General features: G+C 63.2%; 24 protein-coding genes and 1 pseudogene. 5 read left to right on the top strand and 20 right to left on the bottom strand.

Going from position 1 to position 26,318, the window contains the following annotated elements:
• Nucleotides 1–3 precede the first annotated feature (3 nt).
• Both B8W69_RS03165 and B8W69_RS03160 read right to left on the bottom strand, forming a co-directional pair.
• Nucleotides 4–417: a GlcG/HbpS family heme-binding protein gene (locus B8W69_RS03165; RefSeq protein WP_085288527.1), complete on the bottom strand. Its 414-nt coding sequence runs from the start codon at nt 415–417 to the stop codon at nt 4–6.
• Nucleotides 418–478: 61 nt separating this feature from the next.
• The gene (locus B8W69_RS03160; protein ID WP_085288526.1) at nt 479–1,633 is read right to left on the bottom strand and encodes a glutathione-independent formaldehyde dehydrogenase; all 1,155 of its coding nucleotides are present in this window, start codon (nt 1,631–1,633) and stop codon (nt 479–481) included.
• A 636-nt stretch (nt 1,634–2,269) separates the two neighbouring features.
• Here B8W69_RS03160 and B8W69_RS03155 point away from each other — a divergent pair.
• Nucleotides 2,270–3,112, top strand: coding sequence for an aldo/keto reductase (locus B8W69_RS03155; protein WP_085288525.1), 843 nt, complete (start codon nt 2,270–2,272; stop codon nt 3,110–3,112).
• A gap of 36 nt (nt 3,113–3,148) precedes the next feature.
• Here the strand turns inward: B8W69_RS03155 and B8W69_RS03150 are convergent, their stop codons facing one another.
• From B8W69_RS03150 to B8W69_RS03100, 11 genes are all read right to left on the bottom strand, one after another.
• Nucleotides 3,149–4,846 carry an FAD-dependent oxidoreductase gene (locus tag B8W69_RS03150; RefSeq protein ID WP_085288524.1) on the bottom strand — a complete coding sequence of 566 codons (1,698 nt, stop codon included), beginning with the start codon at nt 4,844–4,846 and terminating at the stop codon, nt 3,149–3,151.
• A gap of 8 nt (nt 4,847–4,854) precedes the next feature.
• Nucleotides 4,855–5,121, bottom strand: coding sequence for a UBP-type zinc finger domain-containing protein (locus B8W69_RS03145; protein WP_085288523.1), 267 nt, complete (start codon nt 5,119–5,121; stop codon nt 4,855–4,857).
• Nucleotides 5,118–5,567, bottom strand: a complete 450-nt coding sequence (gene trxA, locus B8W69_RS03140) for a thioredoxin (protein ID WP_085288522.1) — start codon at nt 5,565–5,567, stop codon at nt 5,118–5,120. The genes B8W69_RS03145 and trxA overlap by 4 nt, the downstream gene beginning before the upstream one ends.
• Before the next feature lie 13 nt (nt 5,568–5,580).
• Complete coding sequence (clpB, locus tag B8W69_RS03135) at nt 5,581–8,205, bottom strand: ATP-dependent chaperone ClpB (protein ID WP_085288521.1); 2,625 nt, start codon at nt 8,203–8,205, stop codon at nt 5,581–5,583.
• Nucleotides 8,187–8,516: a chaperone modulator CbpM gene (locus B8W69_RS03130; RefSeq protein ID WP_085288520.1), complete on the bottom strand. Its 330-nt coding sequence runs from the start codon at nt 8,514–8,516 to the stop codon at nt 8,187–8,189. Before B8W69_RS03130 ends, clpB begins: the two co-directional genes overlap by 19 nt.
• Nucleotides 8,513–9,427: a DnaJ C-terminal domain-containing protein gene (locus tag B8W69_RS03125; protein ID WP_085288519.1), complete on the bottom strand. Its 915-nt coding sequence runs from the start codon at nt 9,425–9,427 to the stop codon at nt 8,513–8,515. Before B8W69_RS03125 ends, B8W69_RS03130 begins: the two co-directional genes overlap by 4 nt.
• Nucleotides 9,428–9,434: 7 nt before the next feature.
• Nucleotides 9,435–9,971 (bottom strand): nucleotide exchange factor GrpE, encoded by a 537-nt coding sequence (locus B8W69_RS03120; protein ID WP_085288518.1) that lies wholly within the window; start codon nt 9,969–9,971, stop codon nt 9,435–9,437.
• Between the two features lie 6 nt (nt 9,972–9,977).
• Nucleotides 9,978–11,861 carry a molecular chaperone DnaK gene (gene dnaK / locus B8W69_RS03115; protein WP_085288517.1) on the bottom strand — a complete coding sequence of 628 codons (1,884 nt, stop codon included), beginning with the start codon at nt 11,859–11,861 and terminating at the stop codon, nt 9,978–9,980.
• The gene (locus B8W69_RS03110) at nt 11,861–12,373 is read right to left on the bottom strand and encodes a YflT domain-containing protein (protein WP_085288516.1); all 513 of its coding nucleotides are present in this window, start codon (nt 12,371–12,373) and stop codon (nt 11,861–11,863) included. Before B8W69_RS03110 ends, dnaK begins: the two co-directional genes overlap by 1 nt.
• Before the next feature lie 8 nt (nt 12,374–12,381).
• Nucleotides 12,382–12,840: an Hsp20/alpha crystallin family protein gene (locus B8W69_RS03105; RefSeq protein ID WP_085288515.1), complete on the bottom strand. Its 459-nt coding sequence runs from the start codon at nt 12,838–12,840 to the stop codon at nt 12,382–12,384.
• A gap of 234 nt (nt 12,841–13,074) precedes the next feature.
• Complete coding sequence (locus B8W69_RS03100; RefSeq protein ID WP_085288514.1) at nt 13,075–14,328, bottom strand: YncE family protein; 1,254 nt, start codon at nt 14,326–14,328, stop codon at nt 13,075–13,077.
• 728 nt (nt 14,329–15,056) lie between these two features.
• On the opposite strand from B8W69_RS03100, the gene B8W69_RS03095 reads away from it, so the two are divergent.
• Nucleotides 15,057–15,518 carry an Hsp20/alpha crystallin family protein gene (locus tag B8W69_RS03095; protein WP_085288513.1) on the top strand — a complete coding sequence of 154 codons (462 nt, stop codon included), beginning with the start codon at nt 15,057–15,059 and terminating at the stop codon, nt 15,516–15,518.
• A 107-nt stretch (nt 15,519–15,625) separates the two neighbouring features.
• Here the strand turns inward: B8W69_RS03095 and B8W69_RS03090 are convergent, their stop codons facing one another.
• Complete coding sequence (locus B8W69_RS03090) at nt 15,626–16,078, bottom strand: DUF1931 family protein (protein ID WP_085288512.1); 453 nt, start codon at nt 16,076–16,078, stop codon at nt 15,626–15,628.
• Between the two features lie 327 nt (nt 16,079–16,405).
• Nucleotides 16,406–16,978, bottom strand: a complete 573-nt coding sequence (locus B8W69_RS03085; RefSeq protein WP_085288580.1) for an HdeD family acid-resistance protein — start codon at nt 16,976–16,978, stop codon at nt 16,406–16,408.
• A 581-nt stretch (nt 16,979–17,559) separates the two neighbouring features.
• Here B8W69_RS03085 and gad point away from each other — a divergent pair.
• Entirely contained in the window at nt 17,560–18,942 is a 1,383-nt protein-coding gene (gad, locus tag B8W69_RS03080; RefSeq protein WP_085288511.1) for a glutamate decarboxylase, read from the top strand.
• 328 nt (nt 18,943–19,270) lie between these two features.
• Here the strand turns inward: gad and B8W69_RS03075 are convergent, their stop codons facing one another.
• From B8W69_RS03075 to B8W69_RS03060, 4 genes are all read right to left on the bottom strand, one after another.
• Nucleotides 19,271–20,248, bottom strand: a complete 978-nt coding sequence (locus B8W69_RS03075; protein WP_085288510.1) for an SDR family oxidoreductase — start codon at nt 20,246–20,248, stop codon at nt 19,271–19,273.
• Between the two features lie 144 nt (nt 20,249–20,392).
• Nucleotides 20,393–21,508 carry a baeRF10 domain-containing protein gene (locus B8W69_RS03070; protein ID WP_085288509.1) on the bottom strand — a complete coding sequence of 372 codons (1,116 nt, stop codon included), beginning with the start codon at nt 21,506–21,508 and terminating at the stop codon, nt 20,393–20,395.
• Nucleotides 21,505–21,684 (bottom strand): hypothetical protein, encoded by a 180-nt coding sequence (locus B8W69_RS03065; protein ID WP_085288508.1) that lies wholly within the window; start codon nt 21,682–21,684, stop codon nt 21,505–21,507. Before B8W69_RS03065 ends, B8W69_RS03070 begins: the two co-directional genes overlap by 4 nt.
• Nucleotides 21,685–22,093: 409 nt before the next feature.
• Nucleotides 22,094–22,315 (bottom strand): hypothetical protein, encoded by a 222-nt coding sequence (locus B8W69_RS03060; protein WP_133057961.1) that lies wholly within the window; start codon nt 22,313–22,315, stop codon nt 22,094–22,096.
• A 583-nt stretch (nt 22,316–22,898) separates the two neighbouring features.
• On the opposite strand from B8W69_RS03060, the gene B8W69_RS03055 reads away from it, so the two are divergent.
• Nucleotides 22,899–23,903, top strand: coding sequence for an AraC family transcriptional regulator (locus B8W69_RS03055; protein ID WP_085288506.1), 1,005 nt, complete (start codon nt 22,899–22,901; stop codon nt 23,901–23,903).
• A 5-nt stretch (nt 23,904–23,908) separates the two neighbouring features.
• Here B8W69_RS03055 and B8W69_RS03050 read toward each other — a convergent pair.
• A pseudogene (locus B8W69_RS03050) lies at nt 23,909–24,179 on the bottom strand (aldo/keto reductase); the annotation flags it as partial.
• Between the two features lie 254 nt (nt 24,180–24,433).
• Here B8W69_RS03050 and B8W69_RS03045 point away from each other — a divergent pair.
• Nucleotides 24,434–26,188 carry a helix-turn-helix domain-containing protein gene (locus B8W69_RS03045; RefSeq protein WP_085288505.1) on the top strand — a complete coding sequence of 585 codons (1,755 nt, stop codon included), beginning with the start codon at nt 24,434–24,436 and terminating at the stop codon, nt 26,186–26,188.
• Nucleotides 26,189–26,318 lie beyond the last annotated feature (130 nt).

Below are 26,318 nucleotides of genomic sequence, written 5' to 3'. Positions count from 1 at the left end.
TTGTCAAAGGGCAGCGGCGGCGGCTTCGGCAACAGCCAGGTCCTGTTTGCCGCTCCCGCCGCTGACACCGACGGCGCCTATTATCTGGCCGGCACGCCGTAGGGGGATTCCTCCTGCGAAAATCATGACCCTGCCCCCGTTGGAGACGTGAATTCCGTAGAACTGACCGCCTGGACCGGCGTCGACCGCCAGCTCATCGGTAGCGAGGTCGAATGCCCGGGCCGTGAAAGCCTTATTTATGGAGATGTCGACGCTGCCGATCCAGGCGCCGTCCATCCGAATGTGGGTCACAAGGTTGCCGCCGACGTCGACGACCGCGATATTCGACGGGGAAGAAATCTCGTCGGCTTTGGCCCTGCCCGCGGCAACCACTCGTTGTGCGTCGTCAAGAGAAACCGATGTCACATTGAGAGTCATTGCGCACCCGATTCGCCAACGAACTTTCCCTGAAACGTGTTCAACATCGGAATCCGTCCTATCAACCCGTCGCAAGTTGCGGCTTGAGCACCACCTTGGTCCAACCGTCGTCGCGGGCGTCGAAGTGCTCGTACGCGCTCGGGGCCTCAGACAACGGCAGCTCGTGAGAGATGATCCACGATGGCTTGGCCTTGCCTTCGTGGATCAAACCACGCAACTCACGGTTGTAGTGCTTGACGTTGGCCTGACCGGTTCCCATATGTTGGCCTTTGACCCAGAATTGGCCCATTTCGAAGGTGATCCTGCCCTTTTTTCGGTCTTCGTCCGGCGCGCCTGGGTCCTGTGGCAGATACAAGCCCACCACGCCGATTCCGCCGGTGAATTTTACTGTCCGCACGAGGTCCCTGAGTACCATCGAGGGATCCTCATGGCCCTGGGGGTCATGGGCCTGATAACCGATGCAGTCGCAACCGCAGTCGGCGCCAGCGCCCTTGGTCTGTTCCAGGATCTGCTCGACGGCAGATCCCTTTGAATCGTCGATCGTGATGACGCCGATTTGTTCGGCCAGCTTCAGTCGGTCTGGGTGACGATCGACGATCATCACTTTGGCCGCGCCCTTGATCATCGCTGAATGGGCAGCCATCAAACCGACCGGGCCCGCGCCATAAATGACGATCTCGTCGCCGGGCTGCAGTCCGGCGAGTTCGGTACAGTGCCAGCCGGTCGGGAAGATGTCCGACAGCATGACGTAGTCGTTTTCCTTCTCCTGCGCGTCGTCGGGCAGCTTCAGGCAGTTCGAGTCGCCGAACGGTACCCGCAGGTACTCGGCTTGGCCGCCGTTGTACGGGCCCATACCCGCGAACCCGTAGGCCGCCCCAACCATGTCCGGGTCGGGATTGGTGGTCAGGCAGAAAGCCGTCAGCCCTTTCTCGCAATTGCGACAGAAACCGCAGCTGATATTGAACGGCAGGCAAACCCGGTCGCCGACAGCTACCGAGGTCACGGCGGATCCCGTGTCGACAACTTCGCCGAGGTTCTCGTGGCCGAGGACCCTGCCAGTGTCCATCGCGGTCCGGCCCTCGTACATGTGGAGGTCAGATCCGCAAATATTGGTAGTGGTGATCCGGACAAGGACATCCGTGGGCTCTGAGATGACCGGGTCCGGAACGTCCTCGACGCCGACGTGCCTGGGCCCTTCGTAAACAACAGCCTTCATGTTCTCTCCCAACGAAAATCCGAAGTCGTGCGCAGACGATTGCGCAACATCCAGCAACCCACGCTCTCAGATGGTGGCTCTGACATCTTCGTCCTGCCGGGTCGAGTTTTCGGTGTCTGTGTGGCCCCGCGAGACGCTAGACCAGCCTGCAAGTCGTCACTGACGGGCGTAGAAACCACTGGCAGTAGCTAGATTCCACGGGTTGGCCGTCATCAGCCACTCATGGGGCCGAACGGGGTCATCCGGTGTTGACGGGACCGGCTGGGCGGCGATGGTTAGCGCGGGCAAAGCCCAGCTGTCGAACATGGATGCCCATTTAGTCTTGTCATCGCCGATGTTCGCCGGCCACGACTCGCATGCCCAGAATGAGCTCGGCACGGCTGTCACGGTGACTGTCGTGTCGATCGGGAAATTGCCTTAGCCGGCCAAATTTTGGGCTACGCGCGCACTCTGCGCGGTTTGCGAGGCGGACGCCTACCGGCTATGACGCCTGGACCCCGAAGAACCACACTGGTCCCGCAGTTGTGCACTCTCAGGTCGAAGTGCGGTGTGTGATGCCGCAAGCAGAATAGGTCAATCCGGCGGAGCGGTGGTTTCCCCTTTCAGCCCGGACCTTTGCGACAAGGCGGTTGAACAATGAACCCAGCTCGGTCAATACCCTTGCGCTCAGGCGAGAAGATCGCCGCCCTCGGGCAGGGAACCTGGCATTTTGCCGAAAGTCCAGCGCGGTGGGCCGAGGAGGTGGCCTCGATCCGGCTCGGCGTCGACTTGGGGATGACGGTGATCGACACCGCGGAGATGTACGGCGATGGCGCGGCGGAAACCTTGGTAGGTGAGGCGATCGCCGGACGGCGCAGCGAAATTTTCCTCGTCGACAAGGTGCTGCCACACCATGCGACCCGGGTAGGCACCGTTCGCGCGTGCGAGGCAAGCCTGGTCAGGCTCGGCGTTGACTACATCGATCTCTACCTCCTGCACTGGCGGGGCCGCATCCCGCTGGTCGAGACGATCGAAGGCTTCGCCGACTTGAAGCAGAACGGGATGATCCGCCACTGGGGCGTGAGCAATCTCGACATCGACGACATGATCGAACTTTCGGGCATCCCAGGCGGTGATGAGGTTCAGGCCAATCAGATCCTCTACAACCTGGCCCGCCGAGGCCCGGAGTACGCGCTGCTGCCGTGGCTGGCCCAACATCGGATCCCGCCCATGGCCTACTCGCCGATTGAGCAGGGCCGGCTGCTGGAATGCCCGGCACTGCAACCGATTGCGCTGCAACACAATGCGACTCCAGCACAGATCGCGCTAGCTTGGGTGCTTCAACACGATGGCGTCAACGCTATTCCACGCGCCGGAACGCCTTCCCACGTTCGGCAAAACGCCGCGGCCCGCGACATCGAGCTCACCCGCGACGACCTGCATGCCCTCGACCGGGCGTTCCCGCCGCCTACCCGGCCTCGCCCGCTCGAGGTTCTGTGACAGCGTTGTCCATTCGCTGGGCTACGGTGGCGGAGTTCAGGTCATGAGATAGTTGTTGACCTGCCGGATCGACATGGCCCCCTCGCCTACCGCGGATGCCACTCGCTTCACCGACCCGCTGCGCACGTCTCCGGCGGCGAAGACACCGGGCATGCTGGTTTCCAAGAAGACCGGGCGGTGGACCGCGGTCAGTCCGTCGACTCCGGCAATGCGATTCGCTGCGGCCTGCCCGGTTTCGATGAAACCGTGGTCGTCGAGAGCGACCGTGCCGGCCAACCACTCGGTGTTCGGGTCCGCCCCGATGAACACGAAAAGTGCACGCGCCTCGATAGACTCCCGCTCACCGGTCTGAGTGTTCTCGGCCACAACGCTTTTCAACGCTCCGTCGCCGTCGACTTCGCGGACTTCGGTGTTGAGACGGACCGTCACCCGCGGCTCCTGGACTATCTGGTCAACGAGGTAGCGTGACATGCTTTTGCCCAGGTCGTCTCCCCGCACCAGCAGATACACCCGCGAAACGTGAGTCGCCAGGAACACCGTCGCCTGCCCGGCGGAGTTACCGGCCCCGACGATAACGACCGGGCCGTCACCACACAGCAGCGCTTCCTGATAGGTCGCGGCGTAATACACCCCGTTACCGTGAAACGCTTCGATCCCCGGGACGGCCAGGCGGCGATAACGTGCTCCGGTGGCCAGCACCGCGGCACGGCCGACGGCCACAGTGTCGTCGGCGAACGTGATCTGGAGCTGTCCGCCGTCGGATTCCAGCCGGGTGGCCTCCGCGGACACCGAGACTCGCGCGCCGAATTTGTTGGCCTGCAGGAACGCCCGCTCGGCGAGGTCAGACCCGGAGACTCCGGCCGGGAAGCCCAGATAATTCTCGATGCGCGACGACGTGCTCGCCTGGCCGCCGACGGCGATTCGCTCGATCGCCGACGTCCGCAACCCGTCCGAAGCTCCATACACCGCTGCACCCAGACCGGCCGGACCGGCGCCCACCACGATCAGGTCGCGTTCGTCGCTGATTACGTCCGGCACGGTGAGGCCCACTAACCGGGCAAGCTCGACATTGCTGGGATTGCGCAGCACCCTGGTGCCCAAGATCACCACTGGCGTGTCCTCGGGCCGAATGCCGAAACGGTGCAGCAGCCGCTCAGCGCTGGGGTCACGTTCCAGATCCAGCCATCGGTGTGGTAATCGGTTGCGGGCGGCGAACTCTCGCAGACGGGCGGTGTCGGGCGAGAAGCACGACCCGATAATCCGGAACCCGACGCCCTGCCCGATCAACAGGGAACGGCGCACCAGATATGCACGCAAAATCAGATCGCTCAGAACTTGGTCGTGGGCGACGAGAGCACGCACGCGGCTGGTGGGAACCGCCAACACCTCACCCTCGACCACGACGATCGCGGTGTAGAACGCCGGCTGCCCTTCCAGATCGCCCAGCTCGCCCAGGAACCTACCGGGTCCGTGCACGCGCAGCACCTGTCTCTCACCCGACTCGTCATCGGCGACGATTGCGACTTTGCCCGACAAAATCAAAAACAACTCGTCGGATCGCATCCCCTCGCGAATCAGGATCTCGTCAACGCCGACACGCCGCCTGGTACCACCAGGGAGCAATGTCGCGATCTGGTCCTCGGTCAACCGTGGGTATGCACCGAACAGGTCCGGGGTCTCCTCCCACTCCTGGGTGCCCCCGACCGGTGGCTCAACGGACGTTACGTCAGACATCAGCCACCTCAGACATAGATTTCATGGACATAACACCAACGCCATGATTCGCCGGGCTCGAACGATTGGACGATGGGATGGCCCACTGTGTGGGCGTGTTTGCGAGCGTGGCGCATCGGAGACGAGTCGCAACATCCGACGTGCCCGCAGCTCAGGCACAGCCGAAGATGCAGCCACGGGGTATGCAGACGCAAACATTCCTCGCAGCCGTCGGGAGTTCTGGGAGTGACACGGCGGATGGCCGCCAAGTCGGGGTCGATGAATGTCGACGTCATGATCGCGCCTCCTTGGTTGTCGTTGACACCGCCTGGTCAAGCCAATCACGCAGTGCAGCAATGGGTGCGGCGCCCGACTGACGTGCCAGTATTTGCCCGTGGTCAAGGAGCAGCAGTGTCGGCACTGCCTGCACCGTGAACCGCTGCGAAATCGCCGGTGCCTTGTCCACATCGACCTTGACCAGTTTGAGTTGTCCGGCGCGTTCGGTGGCGAGCTGCTCCAGCGCCGGACTCACCATGCGGCACGGTCCACACCAGGTCGCCCACAGGTCGACAAGTACTGGAACCGAAGCCTTTTCGGCAACGTCGGCGAAGTCCCTGTCACCGGCCGCAGCAATCCAGGGCAGCCACTGGTGACAGTTGGCGCACCGGGGCTTCCCCGCGGCCGCCGCGGGTACTCGGTTGCGTTTTCCGCAGTGCGGGCATGTCACGATGTCTGTTTCCATGGCGCCTTCTCCGTCAGGCCGCCAGGGCCGGTTCCGAATAGGCCACGGCGAGTTCGCCATTCTCCACGGTGACGCGGATCTTGCCACCGGCCGCGATGTCGCCGCGTAGCAACGCCCGGCCGATCTTGGTCTCCACCTCGTGGGCGATGTAGCGGCGCAGCGGCCGCGCCCCGTACACCGGATCGTAGCCGTGTTCGGCGATCATCCGGCGAGCGTCCGAGGTGATGTCCAGCTCAATTTGCCTTTCCGCCAAGCGATCCCGCAGCTCGGCCAGCTGCAGCTCGACGATCCGTTCGAGCTGCGGCATCGACAGCGGGGTGAACAACACGATGTCGTCAACCCGGTTGAGGAACTCGGGCCGGAAGTGTCCGCGCAACTCGGCCATTACCCGGTCGCGGGCGTCGGGCTTGATCTCGCCGTCCGCGGTGACGCCGTCGAGCAGGTAATGCGATCCGATGTTGGAGGTCATGATGACCACCGTGTTGCGGAAGTCGATCTGACGTCCCTGCGCATCGGTGAGCCGACCGTCGTCGAGCACCTGCAGCAGGGTGTTGAACACATCGGCGTGCGCCTTCTCGATCTCGTCGAAAAGCACGACCGAGTAGGGCTTGCGCCGCACCGCCTCGGTGAGCTGACCGCCTTCGTCGTATCCGATATACCCCGGTGGCGCGCCAACCAACCGGCTTACGGTGTGCCGTTCCTGGTATTCGCTCATGTCCAGGCGCACCATGTTGTCCTCGCTGTCGAACAGGGCGGCCGCCAGCGTTTTCGCCAGTTCGGTCTTGCCGACACCGGTGGGCCCGAGAAAGATGAACGAGCCGATCGGCCGGCGCGGGTCCCGAATTCCCGATCGGGCCCGGATCACCGCATCGGCGACGAGTTGCACCGCCTCGTCCTGGCCCACCACCCGTTCGTGCAGGATTTCGTCGAGCCGCAACAGCTTTTCGCGTTCGCCCTCCTGCAGGCGGGCCACGGGTATCCCGGTCCAGGCTGCCACGATTTCGGCGATCTCGTCGGCGGTGACGACCTCACGCAACAGCGGCCGCTCTCCCTGCTTGGCCTTGAGTTGGTCTTCGGCCGCTTGCAGCTTACGTTCGAGCTCCCTGATCTGTCCGTACCGCAGTTCCGCTGCCCTGTTCAGGTCGTAGTTGCGCTCGGCTTCCTCGGCCTCATGCCGCAGTTGCTCCAACTGTCCCCGCAATTCCTGCACCCGGCGGATCGCCTGTCGCTCGGCATCCCACTGCGCGTGCCGCGCATCGGCCTCCGCCCGCAGATCGGCCAGTTCTTTGCGGAGTTCCTCCAGACGGGCCTTGCTGGGCGGGTCGGTCTCTTTCGCGAGTGCGGCCTCTTCGATCTCCAACCGGGTCACGCGCCGCGTGATTTCATCCAATTCCGCAGGCATCGAATCGATCTCGGTCCGCAGACGCGCACACGCCTCGTCGACCAGGTCAATCGCCTTGTCCGGAAGGAACCGGTCGGTGATATAGCGGTGCGAGAGCGTCGCCGCCGCTACCAGCGCACCGTCCTGGATACGGACACCGTGGAATACCTCCAGACGTTCACGCAGCCCCCGCAGAATGGAGATGGTGTCCTCCACATCGGGTTCGTCTACCAGCACCGTCTGGAACCTTCGCTCCAGGGCGGCGTCATTCTCGATGTGCTTGCGGTACTCGTCGAGGGTGGTGGCGCCGATCATATGCAGCTCACCGCGGGCCAGCATCGGCTTGAGCATGTTGCCCGCGTCCAGCGAACCTTCCGTTGCTCCGGCGCCGACCACCGTGTGCAACTCGTCGACAAACAGCAGGATTCGACCCTCGCCGGCCTTCACCTCTGACAGCACCGCCTGCAGCCGTTCCTCGAATTCGCCCCGATACTTCGCACCTGCCACCAGCGAACCCATGTCGAGGGAGAAAATTGTCTTGTCCCGCAGGCCTTCCGGGACATCGCCGCGCACGATCCGCTGGGCCAGGCCCTCCACGATCGCCGTCTTGCCGACTCCGGGATCGCCGATGAGCACCGGATTGTTCTTCGTCTTACGGCTCAGGATCTGGATCACCCTGCGGATCTCGGCATCTCGGCCGATCACCGGGTCCAGCTTGCCGGCGCGGGCTTCGGCGACCAGGTCGCGGCCGTATTTCTCCAGCGCTTCATAGGATCCTTCCGGCGTCGCCGAGGTGACCCGCTGGTTGCCCCGCACTGTGGTCAGCGCCCCGAGGAACGCGTCACGGGTCACGCCGTGGGACGCCAGAATCCGTCCGCTGGCCGTGGAACTGCCCTCTTCGGCGAGCGCGATCACCAGGTGCTCTACCGAGACGTATTCGTCCTTGAGCCGCTTGGCTTCCCGTTCGGCCGCTTCCAAAAGCTTGGCCAGCCTCGCGGTGATCGACACCCGGCCCGGCTCGGCGCCGGGGCCGCTGACCTTCGGCCGGCGGTTGAGCTCACGTTCCAGATCGGCGCGCAGCGCCGCGGTGTCGGCGCCCGCCTGGTCCAGTAGCCGCGGCACCAAGCCCTGCGGCTGGTCGATCAGCGCCAACAGCAGGTGCTCACCGTCGACCTCGACGTGGCCCATCCGGGTAGCCAGGGCCTGCGCCTCCTGCAACGCCTCCTGCGACTTCTGGGTCAGCTTATTGATGTCCACAGCGATGTCCTCCTTTGGCGGGCTGCAGATTCCAGTTCTTCGATCCGGTCCAACAGGTCGAGCACCAACCCGATCGCCGCGTAGTTGAGCCCGAGACCTATTCGGAGCCGCTGAATGCGGGCGACGGTGCGCAGCGCCGACGCGTCGAAGCCAAGCTGGTCGCGGGGTATTCGTTGACAAGGCAGCAGCCCCAGCGCGACGAATCTGCGCACCGTGTCGGGGTGCAAGCCGGAGCGCCGGGCAAACGTGTCCAGATCCATTCCGGGTCGCCGCGCCAACGCGTAGCGTGCTGATGGGGCCGTCGTGGTCATCGCCCGCTCCTCGGGTTGAACGTGGACACCGTGGCCAGCTGCTCGAACAACTCGCGTTCGGACTTCGTGGGTTTCGGTGGCACGACAACCTTGACCTCGGCGTAGAGGTCGCCGGATTTGCCATGCGGATTGGGCATCCCTTCGCCGCGAAGCCGCAGCCGCCTGCCCGTCGACGAACCCGGCGGCACCTTGACTTTCGCCTCGCCGGCCGGGGTGTGGACAGCAACAGTGGCACCCAGCACCGCCTCCCACGGCGACACCGGCAGATCGGTCACGATGTCGCGCCCGTCCAGCCGGAACCGGCGATCCGGCTTGATCCGCACGACCAGATACAGGTCCCCGGCCGGTGCGTCGCCGCTGCCCCTGCCGCCCTCGCCGGCGAGCCTGATGCGCTGTCCGTCGACCACCCCCGCAGGGATAGTCACCTGATAAGTGCGACCGTCCAGCGTGATCGAACGCTGACCGCCCCGATAGGCCTCCTCGACACTCAGCTCGAGCTCGGCCTGCTGGTCGGCACCGGGAATCGGCCCGAATCCGCCCCCGCCACCGAAGAAGTCACCGAAGAGATCTTCGATATTGATGCCGCTGCGGCCGCCGAAGCCCTGACCGACGCGCACCCTGGTGCCGGACGGCGCGCCGGCACGGAAGCCGCCGAACCCCGCGCCGACCCGCTCGTCGTAATCCTCGGGCACCCGGCGGAAATCTTCACCGAATCGGTCGTAACGTTTCCGGGTGTCGGGATCGGAGAGTACCTGATAAGCCTCGTTGAGCTCCTTGAACCGATCCTCGGCGCCGGGGGCGGAGTTGACGTCGGGATGGTATTTGCGCGCCAACGTCCGAAACGCCTGCTGAATCTGCTCGTGCGTCGCGTCGCGCGACACCCCGAGAACCTCGTAATAGTCACGCGCCACGGCGCTTTCACCCCTCGCGGCCGCTGACGACCACGGCCGCCGGCCGCAGCTGCTGAGATCCCTTTCCGTAACCCGGCCGTAGCACCCCAAGCACCGTTCCCGGTGCGCTGTCGCCGTTGTCGGTTACGTTAACCACTTCGTGTCGCTCCGGGTCGAACGGCACACCCGTCTCGGCGTCGCGCGGATAGCCGAGGCCCTCCAGCACCTGCACCGCCTGGTCGAGGATGGCTCGCACGCCCGCGATGACCGAGTCGGCATCGCCTCCCGAATGGTGCAGCGCCCTTTCCAGATTGTCGACGACAGGAAGCCACGCGCCGGCGACCTTGGAGCGTTCGAGTTTGCGCTCGCGGTCGAGTTCACGGGCATACCGCTTGCGCAGGTTGTCCAAGTCGGCGAGTGCGCGCTTCCAGCGATCCTCCAGCCTCGCCAGCTCGATATCCGAGTTACCCTGCGGTACAACGGGTTCCGACGATGAGGCACCCGGCGTTTCGACTGGGCCGTCGCGGTTCTCCGGAGTTGTCGACTGTTCTGCGGGGGTACCCACTGCAGTTCAGCCCCGGTCGAATTCGGCGTCGACCACGTCGTCGTCAGCTGCCTGCGAACCTTGGCCGTTACCGCCGGGGTGGCCATCTCCCGCAGTTGCCGGCGCGGATTGCAGCCCGTAGAGCACCTGCTGCAACTCCGACGTCAGCGACTGTACCCGCTCCAGCGGCGCCTCCTCCTTGATCACCTGCCGCGCGTCGCCGATCAGCATCTCGGCACGCGCACGATCGTGCGGCGGCACCGAGTCGCCCAGCTGGCTCAGCTTCCGCTCTACCTGGTAGGCAACCGAATCGAGTTCGTTGCGTGCCTCGACCGTCGTGCGCAACTGCTCGTCTTCGCGGCGGTTCGCCTCGGCCTCCGAGATCATCCGGTCCACCTCGGATTTGTCCAGGTTCGACTGCTCGCTGATCGTGATGCTCTGCTCGGCGCCGGTGTCTTTGTCCCCTGCCGTCACGTTCAGGATGCCGTTAGCGTCGATGTCGAAGGTGACCTCGATTTGCGGCTCACCCCGTGGCGCCGGGCGGATGTTCTCCAACTTGAATCTGCCGAGGGCGCGGTTGTCTCTCGCCAGCTCACGCTCACCCTGCAGCACAACGACATCGACTGCGGGCTGGTTGTCTTCGGCAGTGCTGAACACCTCGCTGCGGCGGGCCGGGATCGTGGTGTTGCGTTCGATGAGCTTGGTCATTACCCCGCCGCGGGTTTCCACTCCCAGCGACAGCGGTGTGACGTCGAGCAGCAAGACGTCGGACACCTCACCCTTGAGCACACCGGCCTGGATGGCGGCCCCCAGGGCCACTACCTCGTCCGGGTTGACGCTCATGTTGGGGTCCTTGCCGCCGGTGAGGCGACGGACTAAAGCCTGGACGGCGGGGATGCGAGTCGACCCGCCGACCAGGATGACCTCGTCGATGTCGTTCGCCGTGACCTTGGCGTCGGCCATCGCCTGCTTCACCGGACCCATGCAGCGTTCCACCAGGTCGGCGGTGAGGTCGTCGAACTTAGACCGCATGATGGTCGTCGTCAGATGCTTCGGACCGCTTGCGTCCGCGGTGATGAAGGGCAGGTTGACCTGAGTCTGCGCTACCGAGGACAGCTCAACCTTGGCCTTCTCGGCCGCTTCGAACAGGCGCTGCAACGCCTGCGGATCCTTGCGCAGGTCGATGTTGTTGTCGCGTTGAAATTCGTCGGCCAGGTAGTCGACCAGTCGGCGGTCGAAGTCGTCGCCACCGAGGTGCGAATCACCGGCGGTGGCACGCACCTCGACCACGCCGTCGCCCACGTCCAGCAGGCTGACATCGAATGTGCCGCCGCCCAGGTCGAAGACCAACACGGTCTCGTGGCCTTTCTTGTCCAATCCGTAGGCCAGCGCCGCGGCGGTGGGCTCGTTGATGATGCGCAGCACTTGCAGGCCGGCGATCCGCCCGGCGTCCTTGGTGGCGTTGCGCTGGGAGTCGTTGAAGTACGCCGGAACAGTGATCACCGCTTCCTTGACCCGCTCGCCCAGGAACTTGCTGGCGTCGTCGACGAGCTTGCGGAGCACTAGCGCGCTGATCTCCTCCGGCGAGTATTTCTTACCGCGTACCTCGAAGCGGACAGCATCGTCGTCGCCCTTGACGACGTCGAAACTGACCGCCTTGGCCTCTTCGGAGATTTCGTCGAAGCGCCGGCCGATGAACCGTTTCGCAGAATAGATGGTGCCCTTGGGATTCATTATCGATTGCCGTCTGGCCAGTTGGCCGACGAGGCGTTCACCGCTTTCGGTGAACGCCACCACTGACGGCGTGGTTCGGGCTCCCTCGGCGTTGGGGATCACGATCGGCTCGCCGCCCTGCCAGGCTGCTATTACCGAGTTGGTCGTGCCGAGGTCGATTCCTACTGCTGTTGCCATTACCTGCCCCTTTGGTTTGCGCTGCCACTCAGCAGCTGCGCCGCGCGGTCAGCCTGATCGACATCGACGACGACGTCGAAGTGCCTGGGCTGCAGCGACCGCACGGCGGTGAAATCGCGCCGACCGGCTTGAAACGCGTACATCACAAGACCGGCCAACGCGCCGACGACCGCACCGAAAATGGCGCCATAGCAAGCCAGCACCAAACCCGCGATCAACGGGTACCACCAGTTGAACAGGCCGAAGATCCAGCCGATCAATGCCCCGGTCAGTGCGCCGGCGGCGGCACCGCGCAGCGCGGCCCACCCGTAGTTCATCCGACCGGTCACCTGTTCGACCAGCTCCAGATCACGGCCAACAACAGTGACCCGCTCTACCTCGAAATGTTGATCCGCAAGGTAGTCGACGGCCCGCTCCGCGTCTTCATAGTTGTCGAAGGTCGCGATGACCCGGCGGGCGGGTTCATCTGGTCGGACTGCGTCCGGGGCCACCGCGTGCGTGGTGTCAGCCATCGTAGTACCTAAGCGTTAACCTGTTGCTTGACTTCGGATTTCGCGTCAACTGCGTGCGGTGTTTCAGTCGACCGGCCGATTTGGATCTTGCGGGGCTTGCTCGCTTCCGAAACCGGAATTGTCAGTGTCAGCACGCCGCGGTCGTACTGCGCCGTCAGTTTGTCCGGATCGAGGTTGTCCCCGAGAAAAAGCTGCCTACGGAACTCGCCCTGCGGCCTCTCGTCGATGATCACCTCGTCGCCCGCCTGCCGCAGAGGCTGGCGACGAGCGCTGAGTTCGATGACGTTGCGTTCGACGGTGATGTCTACATCGTCCTGGGCAACGCCCGGTACATCGATGGCGACGATGAACTGATCACCACGCCGGAAGGCTTCCATCGGCATTGTCCGCGGCGTCCGAGCGCTTGTCAGTGCCTGGTCAGCAAACCGGTCGAGTTCCCGGAACGGGTCGAATCGCATCAGAGTCATCGCATCTCCTCAAGTTTTGAGTGTTCGGAGCGCGCAAGTCGAGTGGGTCATGGCCACATCGGTACGCATATAGATAGCTAGCTTTGCAATCGGATTGGCTCTGCGTGAGCGCCCGACGGGTTGAAAACCGAGGTACGAATTCGTCCTGACAGCACGAGTGCCTTCGACAGCCGAACGAGTCCGGTCGCGCTGGCGGGTCTTTACCACTGACAGCGATGCCGATGACGTGGCCTCTCAGATGTTGCCGTGCAGGTCGCGCAGCATTGGCACCGAGATCACCGCGACGGCGCGCGACCAATAGTCGCCCACATAGACACGCTCACCATCTGCGCTGACCGCCACCGCCTCGGGATGGCTAAGCACCTCGAGGGTCGCTGTGATCGAGTTGGTGATGGTATCGATCACTGAGATCGTGCCGTCGCCGAAATTGGTGCTGTAGGCGTGCTTTCCGTCGGGGCTGAGCTGCAGACCTCTGGGTAGGTCGCCGGCGACGAGCTCGTATGCGCTAGTGGTCGTCGTGTCGATCACGGTCAGTGAATGCTCATTGGTCACATAGACGTGGGTGCCGTCCGGGGTGAACACCGTGCCGAGCGGAGCGTCCCGCAGGCCGACCGTCCTAACGGTGCAGGTCGCCAGGTTGACCATCGAGACCGAACGCGTGTCGTAGTGGGTGACGCACAGGCAGGTGCCGTCCGGACCCACGGTTACTGACCCCGGACAAGCGCCGATGGCGATGGCGTCGGCCACGGTACCGCTGGCAGCATCGACCATAATTAGGCGGCCCGGCGGATATTGGTAGTAGGCGCGGCGGTCGTAGGAAATCGCATAAAGTCGCGTCCCCGCGGGGTTGAGCGCAAGTCCGGCGACGTCGTCGATGGGTATGTTGAAACCTGTTGACTCGCTGGCAATGTCGATTGCCGTCACGAAATCAGCGGCCCCTCTATCGGGGGTCTGGCGATGGACAGCGTACAAGTAGTGCCCGTCCGGGCTGACCACCACATCCGAAACAACGCAGTCTCGCAGGACTCTGACCGTGTAGATGTCGGTGTCGACGACCGACACCGATCCCCCGCGCCGGCTGACAATCAACTGTTTGCCATCGGCGTCCATCAACAGGTTTGTCGCATGATCGGGCAGCGGAATGCCTGCCACCACTCGGTTCTCGCTGTTGAGGACCATGACCGACTTGGATAGGGCTACATAGGCATGCTCGCCATCGCGGCTCACGGTGATGTCGTGGACGCGGCCTTTGACCGGGATCGTCGAAATGGCGGTTTCCATGGGTTCGCCGTCGTTGGTATTAATCAAAGGCGCCCGATCCAGCCCCTGGCCGACGCGGACCGGCCGAAGATCATCTGCACCTGCGGTAGTTCCCTCGGCAAACCAGGTTCCGGCGGGGGAAAGAGTCGCGACATCCCCTAGCGCGCAGTACGAATTGGTGCCGCCAGCGCCACCCCGACCGCTCGTACGTCGGAGAAATGCCACCATTGACGAAGTCTGGCAGTCAGGGATTACCTGCGCATGCTCCCGATGGGCCGAAAACCAACGGTCTGAACTGCTTTGCCGGGGTTAGCAGCTACGCCGGACGGACCGGGCAGGCCGAACAGATCTCGCGACGGCGCATGTGGGAACTGCACCGGATCGCCGGAGCGACAATTGAATTCGACCACTGCAGGACGTGATCCGATTCGCAAGCAGACACCAACATGACGCACCCATATAGGAAGTCGAGGCCAGGCTGCGGCAGTAGTGCGCAATTTTCATCGCCCTGGCATCGCCAAACCTGAGGGCCTGCTTCGTCATTTGCGGACAGGTACAAACGCGTCAGAACCATTGACCAACGTGTCGAGTGGACGCAACCCGCACAGAACTGCTTCCACCCCCACCCCGCCATCGCGGCGGCAGGTGCGCGCCGCCCCCGCTGGGCAGGGTTAATGCTCAAACCTTGCCGGCAGCTGCGCCCTCAAGTGGGCGGCCTCTCCACCGAGAGTCGATCGCGCGGTGCGTGCCGCATCTTTTCTTTGGAGCGGCTGTAACGGCTCTTCCCGGTGGACGGCAAGGTCGTTGTGGCCATCACCGCGGTCGTTCGGCCACGAAAAAGCTTGGACCCGGAGAGTGAAATGGCGGAGCCGGATTCGGCTTGACAGTACGACGCGATCATCCGTGTCGGCAGTGCACTCTAGAACCACAAGCGGTACGAATGAGGAGGTTCAGTTATGACTCTGCCTGTGCGACGTGTCGGCGCTACCCCGACGATGTGGCGCCCATTCCGTGGATTTGATGACATCTATTCCGAGTTCGACCGGCTCGTGCAGTCGCTAGTTGGTGGTACCGGCGGTGAGGGTGCATGGTTGCCCGCCGCTGATGTGTCAGAGACTGAGGCCGCCTACGTGGTCGAGATCGAGCTGCCCGGTGTGCGCCCCGAGGACGTCGACGTGGAGCTGGAAGGCAACGAACTTGTCGTGACCGGCGAAGTCAAGGAGCGCAAGCGCGAGGGTCTGCTGCGGCGGCGCACGCGTCGCATCGGGAATTTCGAGTATCGCGTGACCCTGCCTGGTGATCTTAGGGCCGATGACGTCGAGGCTTCTCTTGCACATGGTCTGTTGATTGTTCATGTACCAAAGGCGCAAACCACCAAGCACAGCAAGATCGAGGTGTCGGAATCGAGCACCAATTAAGATTCCATGACCGCGTTTTGCCCTAAACACTTCGTCGCACCAAACGTTTCGTCGCACGAAACGTTGTAGTGCCGCTTTCATCGGCTGGGCTCAGGATCGCCTCAGCCTCAGAAGATCAGCCTGAAGAAGTCGCAGGCCCGGTCCCAGTGCTGTGTCGACGGGTTTTCTACAGTCGGATCAATCAGGCGGAACGACCGCGCCAGGGCGATGCTCAACCCGCCGAAGAGCTCCAGCAACGTTCGTTCGGTGTCCTCGCTAAAAGTCACGTCCGCCGGCGGACGCCGCACCACCTGGCGCAATAGGTCCCGGACCTCATCCGCCTCATCGAGCTTGGCGAACTCGCGCATGCGTTCCTGAAGCCCTTTGGTGATCGGGAGGTCTTGGGGCACGATGACGTCGCGGCCGTTCCACTTGGCCGCGTCGCGTCCGGCGATGGCGATGCTATCGATCTCCTCGTCGACAAACTCGCGGAACCGTCGCAGGTCGTTCTTATCGACCTTGATGCCCGCGGCCGAGCGAAAGAAGCGTTCGAACAGCGGAATTCCCGTTGGATGGGTCATTCCATTACCTCCTCGGTGATCTCTCCACCGCCCGGACTAGCTTGACCCAGCTCAACAGGTCGCGCCTGAACCTGCCAGTACGAGTACGTCGCCTTCCAATTGATCTCCCGAGGCAGGTTAAACCGCTCACAACAATCCATGTGCGGAACCTGCTCACGGCAACCGACGCCGGAAGCCGTCGTTTTTTCGCCGATACCGATTCCGGGAGAAATTGGCCCACGCAACGGCAAGCGCATCTAGATCACAAAATCCCTCCACCAGGCGTCCACCCAGTGATCGTGTGCGCCGCGGCAGGCGCGAAACCCTTTGAGGGCCGCGAGTCATGGCTTACGCCGCATTGCCGGTCGCAGGCCTCACGCGGACGCGGACCCTTTTCACCTCGCCGCGCATGCGGACCGCCGATATGATCTCGAACGCCCCGATGACAATCAGGAAGACCCCCACCGCGAGGGCCAACGTGACGATCGACGTGAACGGTGCCGCGAGCACGATTATCCCGGCGAACAGACTGAGAATGCCGAAGAAGACCCGCCACCCGCGTGCCGGCATCCCAGGATGGCTGATAGCGGCGACTGTCGTCGCGACGCCATGGAAGATAAAGCCGATGGCGATCCAAATCGCCATCAACAGCACCGCATACGCCTGGCCGAAGTGTCGAAAGGTCAGTATCGCAACGATCAACGCCGCGCCGGCGCTGATGAAAAGTAGAATCCGACCTCCCGCAGATACCGGCAACGTGAAGGCGGCGAACACCTGGGCGCAGCCGATTGCGAGCAGATACACCCCGAATAGCACGGACGCGACCAGTATCGAGATGCCGGGCCACACCAAAATCAGCACGCCGAGTATGACTGCTACCAGCCCCGACGCCAGCGCTGCTTTCCATGCGTGCGGCCACAATTTTGTCGTGTCGATCTCAGGCTTTTCCGCGTGTCCCAAGTTAACCACTTCTGCACCTCGTTGGTCGTCTGGTAAGGATTTGCTGGCAGCGCGGCTCCGCCAAGACGTGCCGCACGTCGGTCAAGCGGTCACCATGTTCTCCATTTGGGCGTGACGGCGGCGGCTCCGGAGTCACAAGGGCCCTGCGAACCATTGCATTGCCCACTACACAGTCTGACAATCCCCATCGTTGTCGCGTCCACCCACGAGGCCGAACATTTCACGCGTGATTCGTGCTCGCAGTACAACGGATGTCGCCTCGGGCCTGGTCCATCCGTGTAAGGGCTACGAACACCGGTCACGACACCGAATTAGAAAGCCACGGCACCTAGCTGGTCTAACACTGCGACGTGTCGAGGACGCGCTTCGACCCGATGGGGCACAAACACCTGGGTGATTCGGTCCTCCAAGGTTGGTGCGCGCCTCGCCAAACACCGGCTGGGATTAGCTCCATAAGCGCGGGTTTCGACGGCGACGATCAGAGTAGCGGCGCCGCAAACCGCTCACAGCTAGCTCTGCCGCGGGCCATGCAGGAGGCAGCAATGACTCAACCGCGTCATCATTACCACGGTGGGGCCATCATGCCCGCATACACCGGACGCTTTGAGATAAACCATATTCCGGCGCTGCGACTTCCGGCAGCTACGCAGGATCCACGGGTCGCGTACCGGTTTATCCACGACGAGCTGATGCTCGATGGAAGTTCGCGGCTGAACCTAGCGACCTTCGTCACCACCTGGATGGAACCCGAGGCCGAGCAGCTCATGACCGAGACGTTCGACAAGAATCTGATCGACAAGGACGAGTACCCGGCGACCGCTGCGATCGAGCAACGCTGCGTGAACATCGTCGCCGACCTGTTCCACGCCCCCGGATTGTCGTCCGATGACCCGGCCAGCGCGACCGGGGTGTCAACCATCGGATCCTCTGAGGCAGTGATGCTCGGCGGGCTTGCACTGAAGTGGCGCTGGCGCGCTGCGCGCAAAGCCGCGAACCAGGATGCCACCCGCCCGAACCTGATACTAGGCAACAACGTTCAGGTCGTGTGGGAGAAGTTCTGCCGCTACTTCGACGTCGAGGCGCGCTATCTGCCGATCGAGAAGGGCCGCTACGTCGTCGCCCCCGAGCAGGTGCGGCAGGCCGCCGACGAGAACACCATCGGAGCGGTCGCGATCCTGGGCACGACCTTCACCGGCGAGTTGGACCCGATCGCCGACATCGTCAGCGCGCTCGACGATCTCGCTGGCGCGGGCGGACCCGACGTACCGGTGCACATAGATGCGGCGATCGGTGGATTCGTCGCGCCCTTTTTGCACCCACAACTGCAGTGGGATTTCCGGCTCGACCGGGTGGTCTCAATCAACGTCAGCGGCCACAAGTACGGACTCACATACCCGGGCATCGGTTTTGTGGTGTGGCGCGGCCACGAGTATCTGCCAGAGGATCTCGTGTTCCGGGTCAACTATCTGGGCGGCGAGATGCCGACGTTCACGCTGAACTTCTCCCGCCCTGGCAACGAAGTAGTCGGGCAGTACTACAACTTCTTGCGCCTCGGTCGCCGCGGGTACACCAGCATCATGTCGACACTGCGCGACACCGCAGTGTGGCTTGGCAAGCAGATCGAGGCCATCCACGGGCTACAACTGGTCAGCGATGGCTCGGCGGTGCCTGTGCTGACATTCGAAGTGGTCAACGACGCCGGCTTTACGGCATTCGAACTCTCCCACGAGCTACGAGCCTTCGGCTGGCAAGTGCCGGCCTATACCATGCCGGCCAACGCCGAAGACATTGCGTTGTTGCGCATCGTGGTTCGCGAAGGCTTCAACGCCGACCTGGCTGCGCACTTTCGCGATCGCCTGGACACCGTGTGCACTAGCCTGAATAAGCAGGGCGTGCGCGCACAATCCACTCCCGCTACGTACTGAGTCCATGCTTAGTCAGCGGAAGCCGCCGATCCCACAAGCGCGTGGTCAAAAGTGAACACAGTCGACGCGGGTTTTCTCGCCCGAGCGGACGGTACTCGGACGCGTCATTAATGAAATCTCTTGCGGGCCAACAGAATAGCGGTCTCATACTCTCGAAAGTCTTAGCCATCTCCAACTCTCGCCGCTGCGCGTGAGCATCGGTTCGTTCCGCATATTCAGGGGTCGCCGTTTTGGCCTCTGATAGGACGCGCGCCAGGTGTTTCCGTCGAGCCTAGTTCGGTTCAGTCAGGTAGGACTGCCTCACTGCGACTCAACGGCAGGTAAATGGTCACGGAGTTGGCACCAGCCCGAGACGGACGAGGCTTCCTGCGGTTGACAGAAGCGCTTCGTCGATTGCTCGGGGGCTAAAGCTTAGGTAGGCCTTGGCCTTTCGGTTGGACGGTCGCCCGGCCCGACCGAGGACAGGTGATGCGGCGACGGAGTCGGCGCTCACCCAGTCACGTAGGATATGTGCGGCCTGTCGCATCGTGATGGGACCGCCATCGCAGCAGGCAATGAAGCGCTGACCCGCGGCGGCGGGGTGCGTCATCGCGCGCAGGTGGAGGTCGGCAACGTCCCGCACATCAGCCACCGGAAACCGGAGGTTCGCCATCAATACCGGCTCCTCCCCTGCCATGAGCAGAGTCAGAATCGGCGCCAGAGAAGCGGAAATGTCGTCGCTGAGCGTCGGACCGAAGGTCGCGGTCGGGTTGACGACACTGAGTTCGGTTCGGCCGGCTTCCTTTTCAGCGAAGTCCCACGCCGCACGTTCGGCGAGCACCTTGGACTTGACGTAGGCAGTGATGCCTTCACCGCCGAGATCGGTCCAATCATCCTCGGTGAACTCGCGGTCGACATCGCGGTGGCCGCAGCCGATGGCGACGAACGACGACGTGAGTACCACCCGCTTGACACCCGCGTCGCGAGCGGCGCGCAGGACGCGAAGCGTGCCGTCACGAGCGGGCACGATCACCTCGTCTTCGTGGGCGGGCTCATCAGGTGGGTAAGGCGAGGCGACATGCAGGACGAAGCCGCTGCCGTCGATCGCCTCGGGCCAGCCGGCATCGGAGGTGAGGTCGGCGACAGCGAATGTGAGGTTATCGCCGGGCGTTAAGCCAGCATGCGCGAACATGTTTCGGACGTCGGCTTCGCGTTCGGCCGATCTCACGGTCGCGCAGACACGATAGCCGGCGTTCAGCAGTGCGAAGACGCAGTGAGAACCCACGAAGCCCGACCCTCCGGTGACGAGAACCCGTTCGTTCTCCATGGCGCAGCTCACCTCAGCTCGTTCGTAACATGCCGCCCTGCCATCGTGATTGCCGCCAACCAGCGATGCTTCCTTCCAACGAGATGAATTTGGCCACCCAGAATCGTCCTGCTGGGCGCATCCGTGCAATATCTTCCAGACCCGTCATGGCTCGGGTGGAAGAGGAAACCGCAACGACGCCGCGGCCACACACTCCGTGAGGGCCGTATCGGCGGAGACGTGTTTAATGGCGCCACCATCGTCTATGACGACCTGCACGAGTTCGTCAATCACGTCGGGCGCAGTCCGCACCGGCCCACCGGACAGTGGGCATGTATCGCCCGCGAGGGCCAACCAGTGATCGCGGTCGCAGATCACCCCGGGTGCGATCGCGCCGTCTTGAATCAAGAGGCGATCGACGGCGGAAACGCTGCCGGCCCACAGGCACCGCTCAAGGCCGAGCACGGCCAAACCCCCAGCAGCCGACGTCTCAACGACTTCTGCGACCATCCGCTCCTCCCCGGCGCGCTCGTAGCGGTCCACAACCGCGATTGCCTGCCGTTTGAGCTCGCCAAAGCCGCTCCTCGCGTCGTCGTCGACCGGGAAGGTGCCGGCGAGCACCCCCCGCAGTTCATGGGTGAGCAGGTCGAGGAAGCGCGGCAGTTCTGGGCGATGGCCGCCGACGATCAACAGCTCGAATTCGCCTCCCCGGTAGAGCTTGTCGATCGTGGTTATCACTTCGCGGAAGTGCCTTTTGGTCAGCTCCTCAAGCTTGTCCTGGTTTCGGACCGGCTTGGCGGAAAGCGACAGCGTGCCCCGCTCCTGCATTTCGTCGCGATAGAGCTCCCAGATGCGGGCACCCTCTCGGTCGACCGCGGCGACGCAACAGCGGTGGTACTCGTCGAGCACGGCCAGCATTGGGCGGACCCACGCGGTTTCGTCGACGATGACCCGCTCTCGGACCTGTCGTGGCAAAATCACTTCCTCGAAAAACCCGAGGCCGCTGCAGGAGAACAGCGCAACCGCGCCGGGGGGCCAGCGTTCCTGCCCCGCGACATCCATGATTCGGTCGATGTCACCGCGTATGGACATCCTGGCGTCGTGGCCAAGGCTACGGTCCTTGGCCATCGGCCGGATGACGTGCAGCTGACTATCCACCTCGCTGCGCAGGCTCACAACGCGCCCTTGCGGCTGGCAGGGCACTCGGGCGTACAGGGAAACAACCGGCAGGCCCTGTCCATGGAACCGCAGGATCCGGTTGACGGTATCAGCCGTGATCACGCTGTCGACGCAAGTTGGCTCTCGGTTCGACGACGCACCTGCATGAACTGATCGGCAAGCCATACCAGCGCGGCGCCATTGGGATTCACCCCGGGAATGATGTCGAGCATCTGGTAAGCGTCGGCGATGCACTTCGCGAGAAAGTCGCGCTCTCTGTCCTCGTTGGCTGTTGTCATATCTGGCTCCTGAGGGTTTGTCGGGTCCGAGATGAACACCCGGGCCTGGACTAACCTTGCCCGACTGGGCCCCCGCAGAACTCGGCACTGCAGCACAAGATGCTGGGGCCTGAATAGGCCCGACGAGACAGATGAGCTGCTACACCTCTCGGCTCGGCGCATCACATGCCGAAACCTCCCGCTGAGTTCTCTCCTTGAGACAGCTCCGCGCCAAAAATCCGACTATTCGGCGCGAGCCCTTCCGACACCCAGCCATCGCGTCATCGCGCTCGGGCTGCCGCGGATCCCGGCGTTGGTTGCTCGGTCTACGATCTCCTCGGAGCAAACTGCTCTGCCACCGTTGGCTTTCGGTTCATCGGCAGGGTAGCCTGCAGTCGCCCGCCACCATGTTTCCCGGCACCAGGCACGGCTATAGTTCCTCTACGTAGCCGTCTGACCATTCGACGCGCGTCCCGTAATCGGGGTGCGCGTAGACATGGATGGCGTAGAGATCTTCTAACGAGTCCCACCACACGCAGCTTCGCGCGCCCACGCGCCAGCGTTGCGCCACTCTGCCATCGGTGAATTCGCACATCTCGAACTGGACTTCATCGGGCTCGCCGTAGTTGGCCTGCTCACACTTTTTCTTCAACGCCTTGGCATGGGTTCGGTAGACGACCGCGGTTCTCAAAGCTGCCTCTCGCAGTATTTGCTCAAATGGGTTCCGACCTTGCGTGATCAGTTGGTCGGCGCTTCAGTGGCCTCACGCAGCGTCTTGCCGGGGCGATGACGCCACGCTTTATCGCGATGTCATTCGCTTTACTTTGACGTTTACGGTGATCACCCCGTTGGAGACACCCACGATGCCGAAGCAGCCAGCAGTCGTCCGCCCCAGAGCCTGGTTTTTTCACGTCGCCTCCCCTCGCGTCGGGTCCCTCGCTGTAGCAAAGCGGACCGATACAGCCATGTGATATCCGATAAGCGGCCCCAAATTGTCCGCTTCCCGTCAACCGGAGGCACGCAGGTTGGAGATGAACCCGGCGTTCCTGCTCGATTAACTTGGCTCTGACGGGACCACTGCTACGAATGTTTTCTGCCGACCGGCACGGTGCAGAGGTGTACACGAATGCGTTGAATGTTTCCCTGCGCGGTCCAGGCCGGTACGGCTAGCGGTAGCATGCTGGTTTGACTGAAGCGGGAGGCACGAACCGCTGACTCCAGGCTGGGAGCGAAATTTGACCGAGCTACCCTTCGACCTGGCGCCTGAGGTCCGGGCAACGGACGTCGACGAGGCGGCCAATGCCTTAGGCCGCGTCTATGTCGCCGCCGAGCTGATTCCGAACAAGACCAAATCGGTGAACATGCAGATGAATGCGGTGCAACTTCCGCTGTTTACCGCCGGCTACCTTGGCTTCGGCGCCGACATCACCATCCGGGCAAACGACGTGACTGCCTATTACATCGATGCCCCTTTGTCAGGCAGGGCGGTGAGCCGGTGGCGTGACGGCGAGCTCATCAAGACGACGACCGGGTCAGTCGCGGTGTTCACACCGGGCACGCCGTGCGTGCTTGACTGGTCCGGCGACTGCGGTCAGATCTGTCTCAAGGTTTCTGAACCGCAGATGCGAAGGCAGCTGGAAGCCATGCTCAACCGCCCTGTGCGCAAACGGATTTCGTTTGCCCGGCAGTTCAACCTGAGCACCAACGCTGCACACGATTGGTACCGCTTAGTCTGGCTATTGGCACGTGAAGCCGGGCAACCGGGCGGGCTTCTCAACCACCGGCTCGCCGTGGCGAACTTGCAGCTTCTGCTGATCCAGGGCCTGCTGCAAATACAACCCCACAATTACACCGAGGCCTTGGCTGAAAGTGAAGGGGCGGCAAGCTCCACTGCCGCAAAGCGCGCGATCGATCTGATGCACGCACACCCGGAAACACCTTGGAGCACTGCCGACCTCGCACGAGCAACCGGGGTAAGCGCACGAGCCCTGCAGCGGGCATTTGAGAGGTCCGATCAGCCCTCGCCGATGGCCTACTTGCGGCGGCTTCGGTTACATCGGGTCCACACAGAACTTGCCGCTAGCTCACCCGAGTCGGTCACGGTGACGATGGTCGCGGGCCGTTGGGGGTTCATGCACCTTGGCAGGTTCGCCAGTCAGTATCATCAGCTGTTCGGCGAATCTCCCTCGGAAACACTGCGACACCGGGTCGGCGACCCTCCCCCCGCGTCGCCGTTTTAGCTGCGGGGGTGCAGCACCTCGTGAAGGATCCTCTCAGATGTACGGGCCGTAGGAGTCCGCGGCTGCGACGAAGTTGACCCCCAGCTCGACGGCGCGCCGCAACACGGGCACGCATTCGGCGCGGTCGGCGGGCGGGCCCCGCACGCCCTTCCCCGTGAGGGGCGTCGCGCCGAAGCCGAGCCGGTTGACGGTCAGACCGCCGCCGACTGTGGCCGTTCCGGATGCTTGGGCAACAGGCTGCGTGGCTAGGCTGGCGCTCCGCACTGCGCTTTCCATTCCGGAAGTTCCTTCCGTCGCTAAACGACACCATCCCACCCTCGCACCGGCATCGCGCCCGGACTCTTCACCCTCCGAGGCCTAAATTGATGACGACAATTTGCAGCGGTGGGCTGAATTCGCGCGCACCATCACCTCAGATCGATTGTCCCGCAACGGCTATCGGTTATGGTTTGCCCTTATCCCTATTGGTTGAACCGGCGCCGTCCCGGGTACAGCGGGGATGTCAGGTCGGGAAATGACGAGGTGGGGCCATGACTGTGGATACGTCAGGACCGAAGGCGGGCATCGATCACCGTGCCGAGCTTCCAAGCTTGTACGGCGTTTTCATTCTGTCTTCATTGATGTTCGACGGTCGCCCGGCCGACGCCGTACTGGAATTGGCCGCGGAGGCAGTGCAATGCCTGGGCAAGTGCTCCACTGAAAACGCCTATCGGTTGGTCGACGGATCCCTGATCCATAACAGCGATCCTGACCGCCCGCTGGACAGCGCCCTCGACGCGGCCATCGCCGCCAGCCTGGGCATCGATCACGAGATCGTGCTCCCCGACTCGAATTGGCGATATGCGATCACGCTGCGCACCACCGATGCCGTAACCGGTGTCCTGGTTGTCCGCGCCCAGGATCCCGCCTCCTGCCACGAGTTGGTGTTGCTCAAAGCACTCGCGCAGCAGGCGGCCACCGCGATGGCAAGTGCCGACGTCATCGAAAGGGGACGACGCCAACACATCCAGCTCAGGGAGCTGACTGACAGATACGAGAAGACGATTCGCCGGATGTCACGCAGCGTGGCCGAACTCGAGCGACGGGAGCACATCCATAAGGTCCTGACCAACCTGTCCGGATCAGCGGATGCGGCCGGAATTGCAGACGCATTGCACGACCTGACCTCATTGACAGTCTCAGTCGAGGACACGTTTGGAAACTTGCGAGCATGGTCGCCCGCGCCGATTCCCACCGCATATCGGGCGGTCGGCGGGGGCAACCGCGAAGACGTGATTCGCAACGCAGGATCGCATGGACACCACAGCGACTGCGGGAACCGGATCTTCAGCCTTATCCGCGCAAAGGCAGATTTCCTCGGAGTCGTCGTGCTGCACGATCCGCAGCGCCGGGCTGATCGGCTCGATATCTTCGCGCTGGAATACGCGGCGGCGGTGTTGGCAGTGGAATTCGCCCATCAGCGCTCACTCGCAGAAACGGAATTGCGACTGAGTCGGGATCTGGTCGACGATCTGCTCGCCGGAACTGATAATGCGACGGCATATGCCCGGGGTGAGGCCCTGGGTTACAACCTGCGCAGGCCGCACCGGGTGACGGTCCTGCAATGGAGCGCCGAAATCGACGGCGCCCTCATCGCCCGGTCGGCCACTCGGTGGGCGACCTCCGCCGGTTTGCGCCCGCTTTGCGCGCGCCGCCCGTCGATGACAATCCTGCTCACCGAGGATTTGCCCGAGCCACGTTCTCTGTATCGTGCGATCTCCACGGCTGTTGGGAACGGGCGTGGGTGGATCGCGATCGGGTCGGTCGCGACAACTCCCTCCGAGCTACCGCGGTCCTTCGCAGAGGCCCGACGAACCTTGCGCATGCAGAAAGCTTCGGTAGGCCGGCACGGTTTCCGTCGCTTTGACGACCTAGGCGTGTGCCGAATCCTCGATCCGAGCGACAACAGCCCCGAGGTTCGTGAATTCTTAGCGGAATGGCTAGGCCCCCTCATGGCATATGACCAGGAGAAAAGCGCCGAACTGGTCAACACCCTGGCGCGCTATCTGGATTCCGGAGGGAATTACGATCACACGGCGCGCGCGCTCAACATTCACCGCAGTACCCTGCGTTACCGCCTCGGGCGCATCCGCGACATTTCGGGCCATGACCTGCAGAACGTGGAGACGCGCCTCAACCTTCACCTCGCCACAAAGGTTTCCGAGATGTTCGGGGAAACGCAGCCAATCATGCGGGCTACTAGCGCCGGCGAGCGAGGGCCCTCAGATGAGCGGATGCCAAAATAGTGGTTGCCGCTCGGCCGCCCGTCGGCTCCATGGGCGCCTTGCATCGCTAATCATTGACTCCGTTGCCCTCGTTGTCATGGGTAGAACGTTGTTCCCCCGCTCCCCAGCCGACCGACCAGCACCGAGACCC

Origin of the sequence: Mycolicibacterium vulneris, from assembly GCF_002104765.1 — a bacterium.
Classification (GTDB): Bacteria; Actinomycetota; Actinomycetes; order Mycobacteriales; family Mycobacteriaceae; genus Mycobacterium; species Mycobacterium vulneris.
Note: the sequence above shows the minus strand (reverse complement) of the source record. Positions and strands in the feature narration are given on the sequence as shown.

Coding starts and splice junctions, on each gene's coding strand:
- B8W69_RS03165 (WP_085288527.1), bottom strand. CDS start 417: ATGACTCTCAATGTGACATCGGTTTCTCTTGACGACGCACAACGAGTG.
- B8W69_RS03160 (WP_085288526.1), bottom strand. CDS start 1,633: ATGAAGGCTGTTGTTTACGAAGGGCCCAGGCACGTCGGCGTCGAGGAC.
- B8W69_RS03155 (WP_085288525.1), top strand. CDS start 2,270: ATGAACCCAGCTCGGTCAATACCCTTGCGCTCAGGCGAGAAGATCGCC.
- B8W69_RS03150 (WP_085288524.1), bottom strand. CDS start 4,846: ATGTCTGACGTAACGTCCGTTGAGCCACCGGTCGGGGGCACCCAGGAG.
- B8W69_RS03145 (WP_085288523.1), bottom strand. CDS start 5,121: ATGACGTCGACATTCATCGACCCCGACTTGGCGGCCATCCGCCGTGTC.
- trxA (WP_085288522.1), bottom strand. CDS start 5,567: ATGGAAACAGACATCGTGACATGCCCGCACTGCGGAAAACGCAACCGA.
- B8W69_RS03130 (WP_085288520.1), bottom strand. CDS start 8,516: ATGACCACGACGGCCCCATCAGCACGCTACGCGTTGGCGCGGCGACCC.
- dnaK (WP_085288517.1), bottom strand. CDS start 11,861: ATGGCAACAGCAGTAGGAATCGACCTCGGCACGACCAACTCGGTAATA.
- B8W69_RS03110 (WP_085288516.1), bottom strand. CDS start 12,373: ATGGCTGACACCACGCACGCGGTGGCCCCGGACGCAGTCCGACCAGAT.
- B8W69_RS03105 (WP_085288515.1), bottom strand. CDS start 12,840: ATGACTCTGATGCGATTCGACCCGTTCCGGGAACTCGACCGGTTTGCT.
- B8W69_RS03100 (WP_085288514.1), bottom strand. CDS start 14,328: ATGGTGGCATTTCTCCGACGTACGAGCGGTCGGGGTGGCGCTGGCGGC.
- B8W69_RS03095 (WP_085288513.1), top strand. CDS start 15,057: ATGACTCTGCCTGTGCGACGTGTCGGCGCTACCCCGACGATGTGGCGC.
- B8W69_RS03090 (WP_085288512.1), bottom strand. CDS start 16,078: ATGACCCATCCAACGGGAATTCCGCTGTTCGAACGCTTCTTTCGCTCG.
- gad (WP_085288511.1), top strand. CDS start 17,560: ATGACTCAACCGCGTCATCATTACCACGGTGGGGCCATCATGCCCGCA.
- B8W69_RS03075 (WP_085288510.1), bottom strand. CDS start 20,248: ATGGAGAACGAACGGGTTCTCGTCACCGGAGGGTCGGGCTTCGTGGGT.
- B8W69_RS03065 (WP_085288508.1), bottom strand. CDS start 21,684: ATGACAACAGCCAACGAGGACAGAGAGCGCGACTTTCTCGCGAAGTGC.
- B8W69_RS03045 (WP_085288505.1), top strand. CDS start 24,434: ATGACTGTGGATACGTCAGGACCGAAGGCGGGCATCGATCACCGTGCC.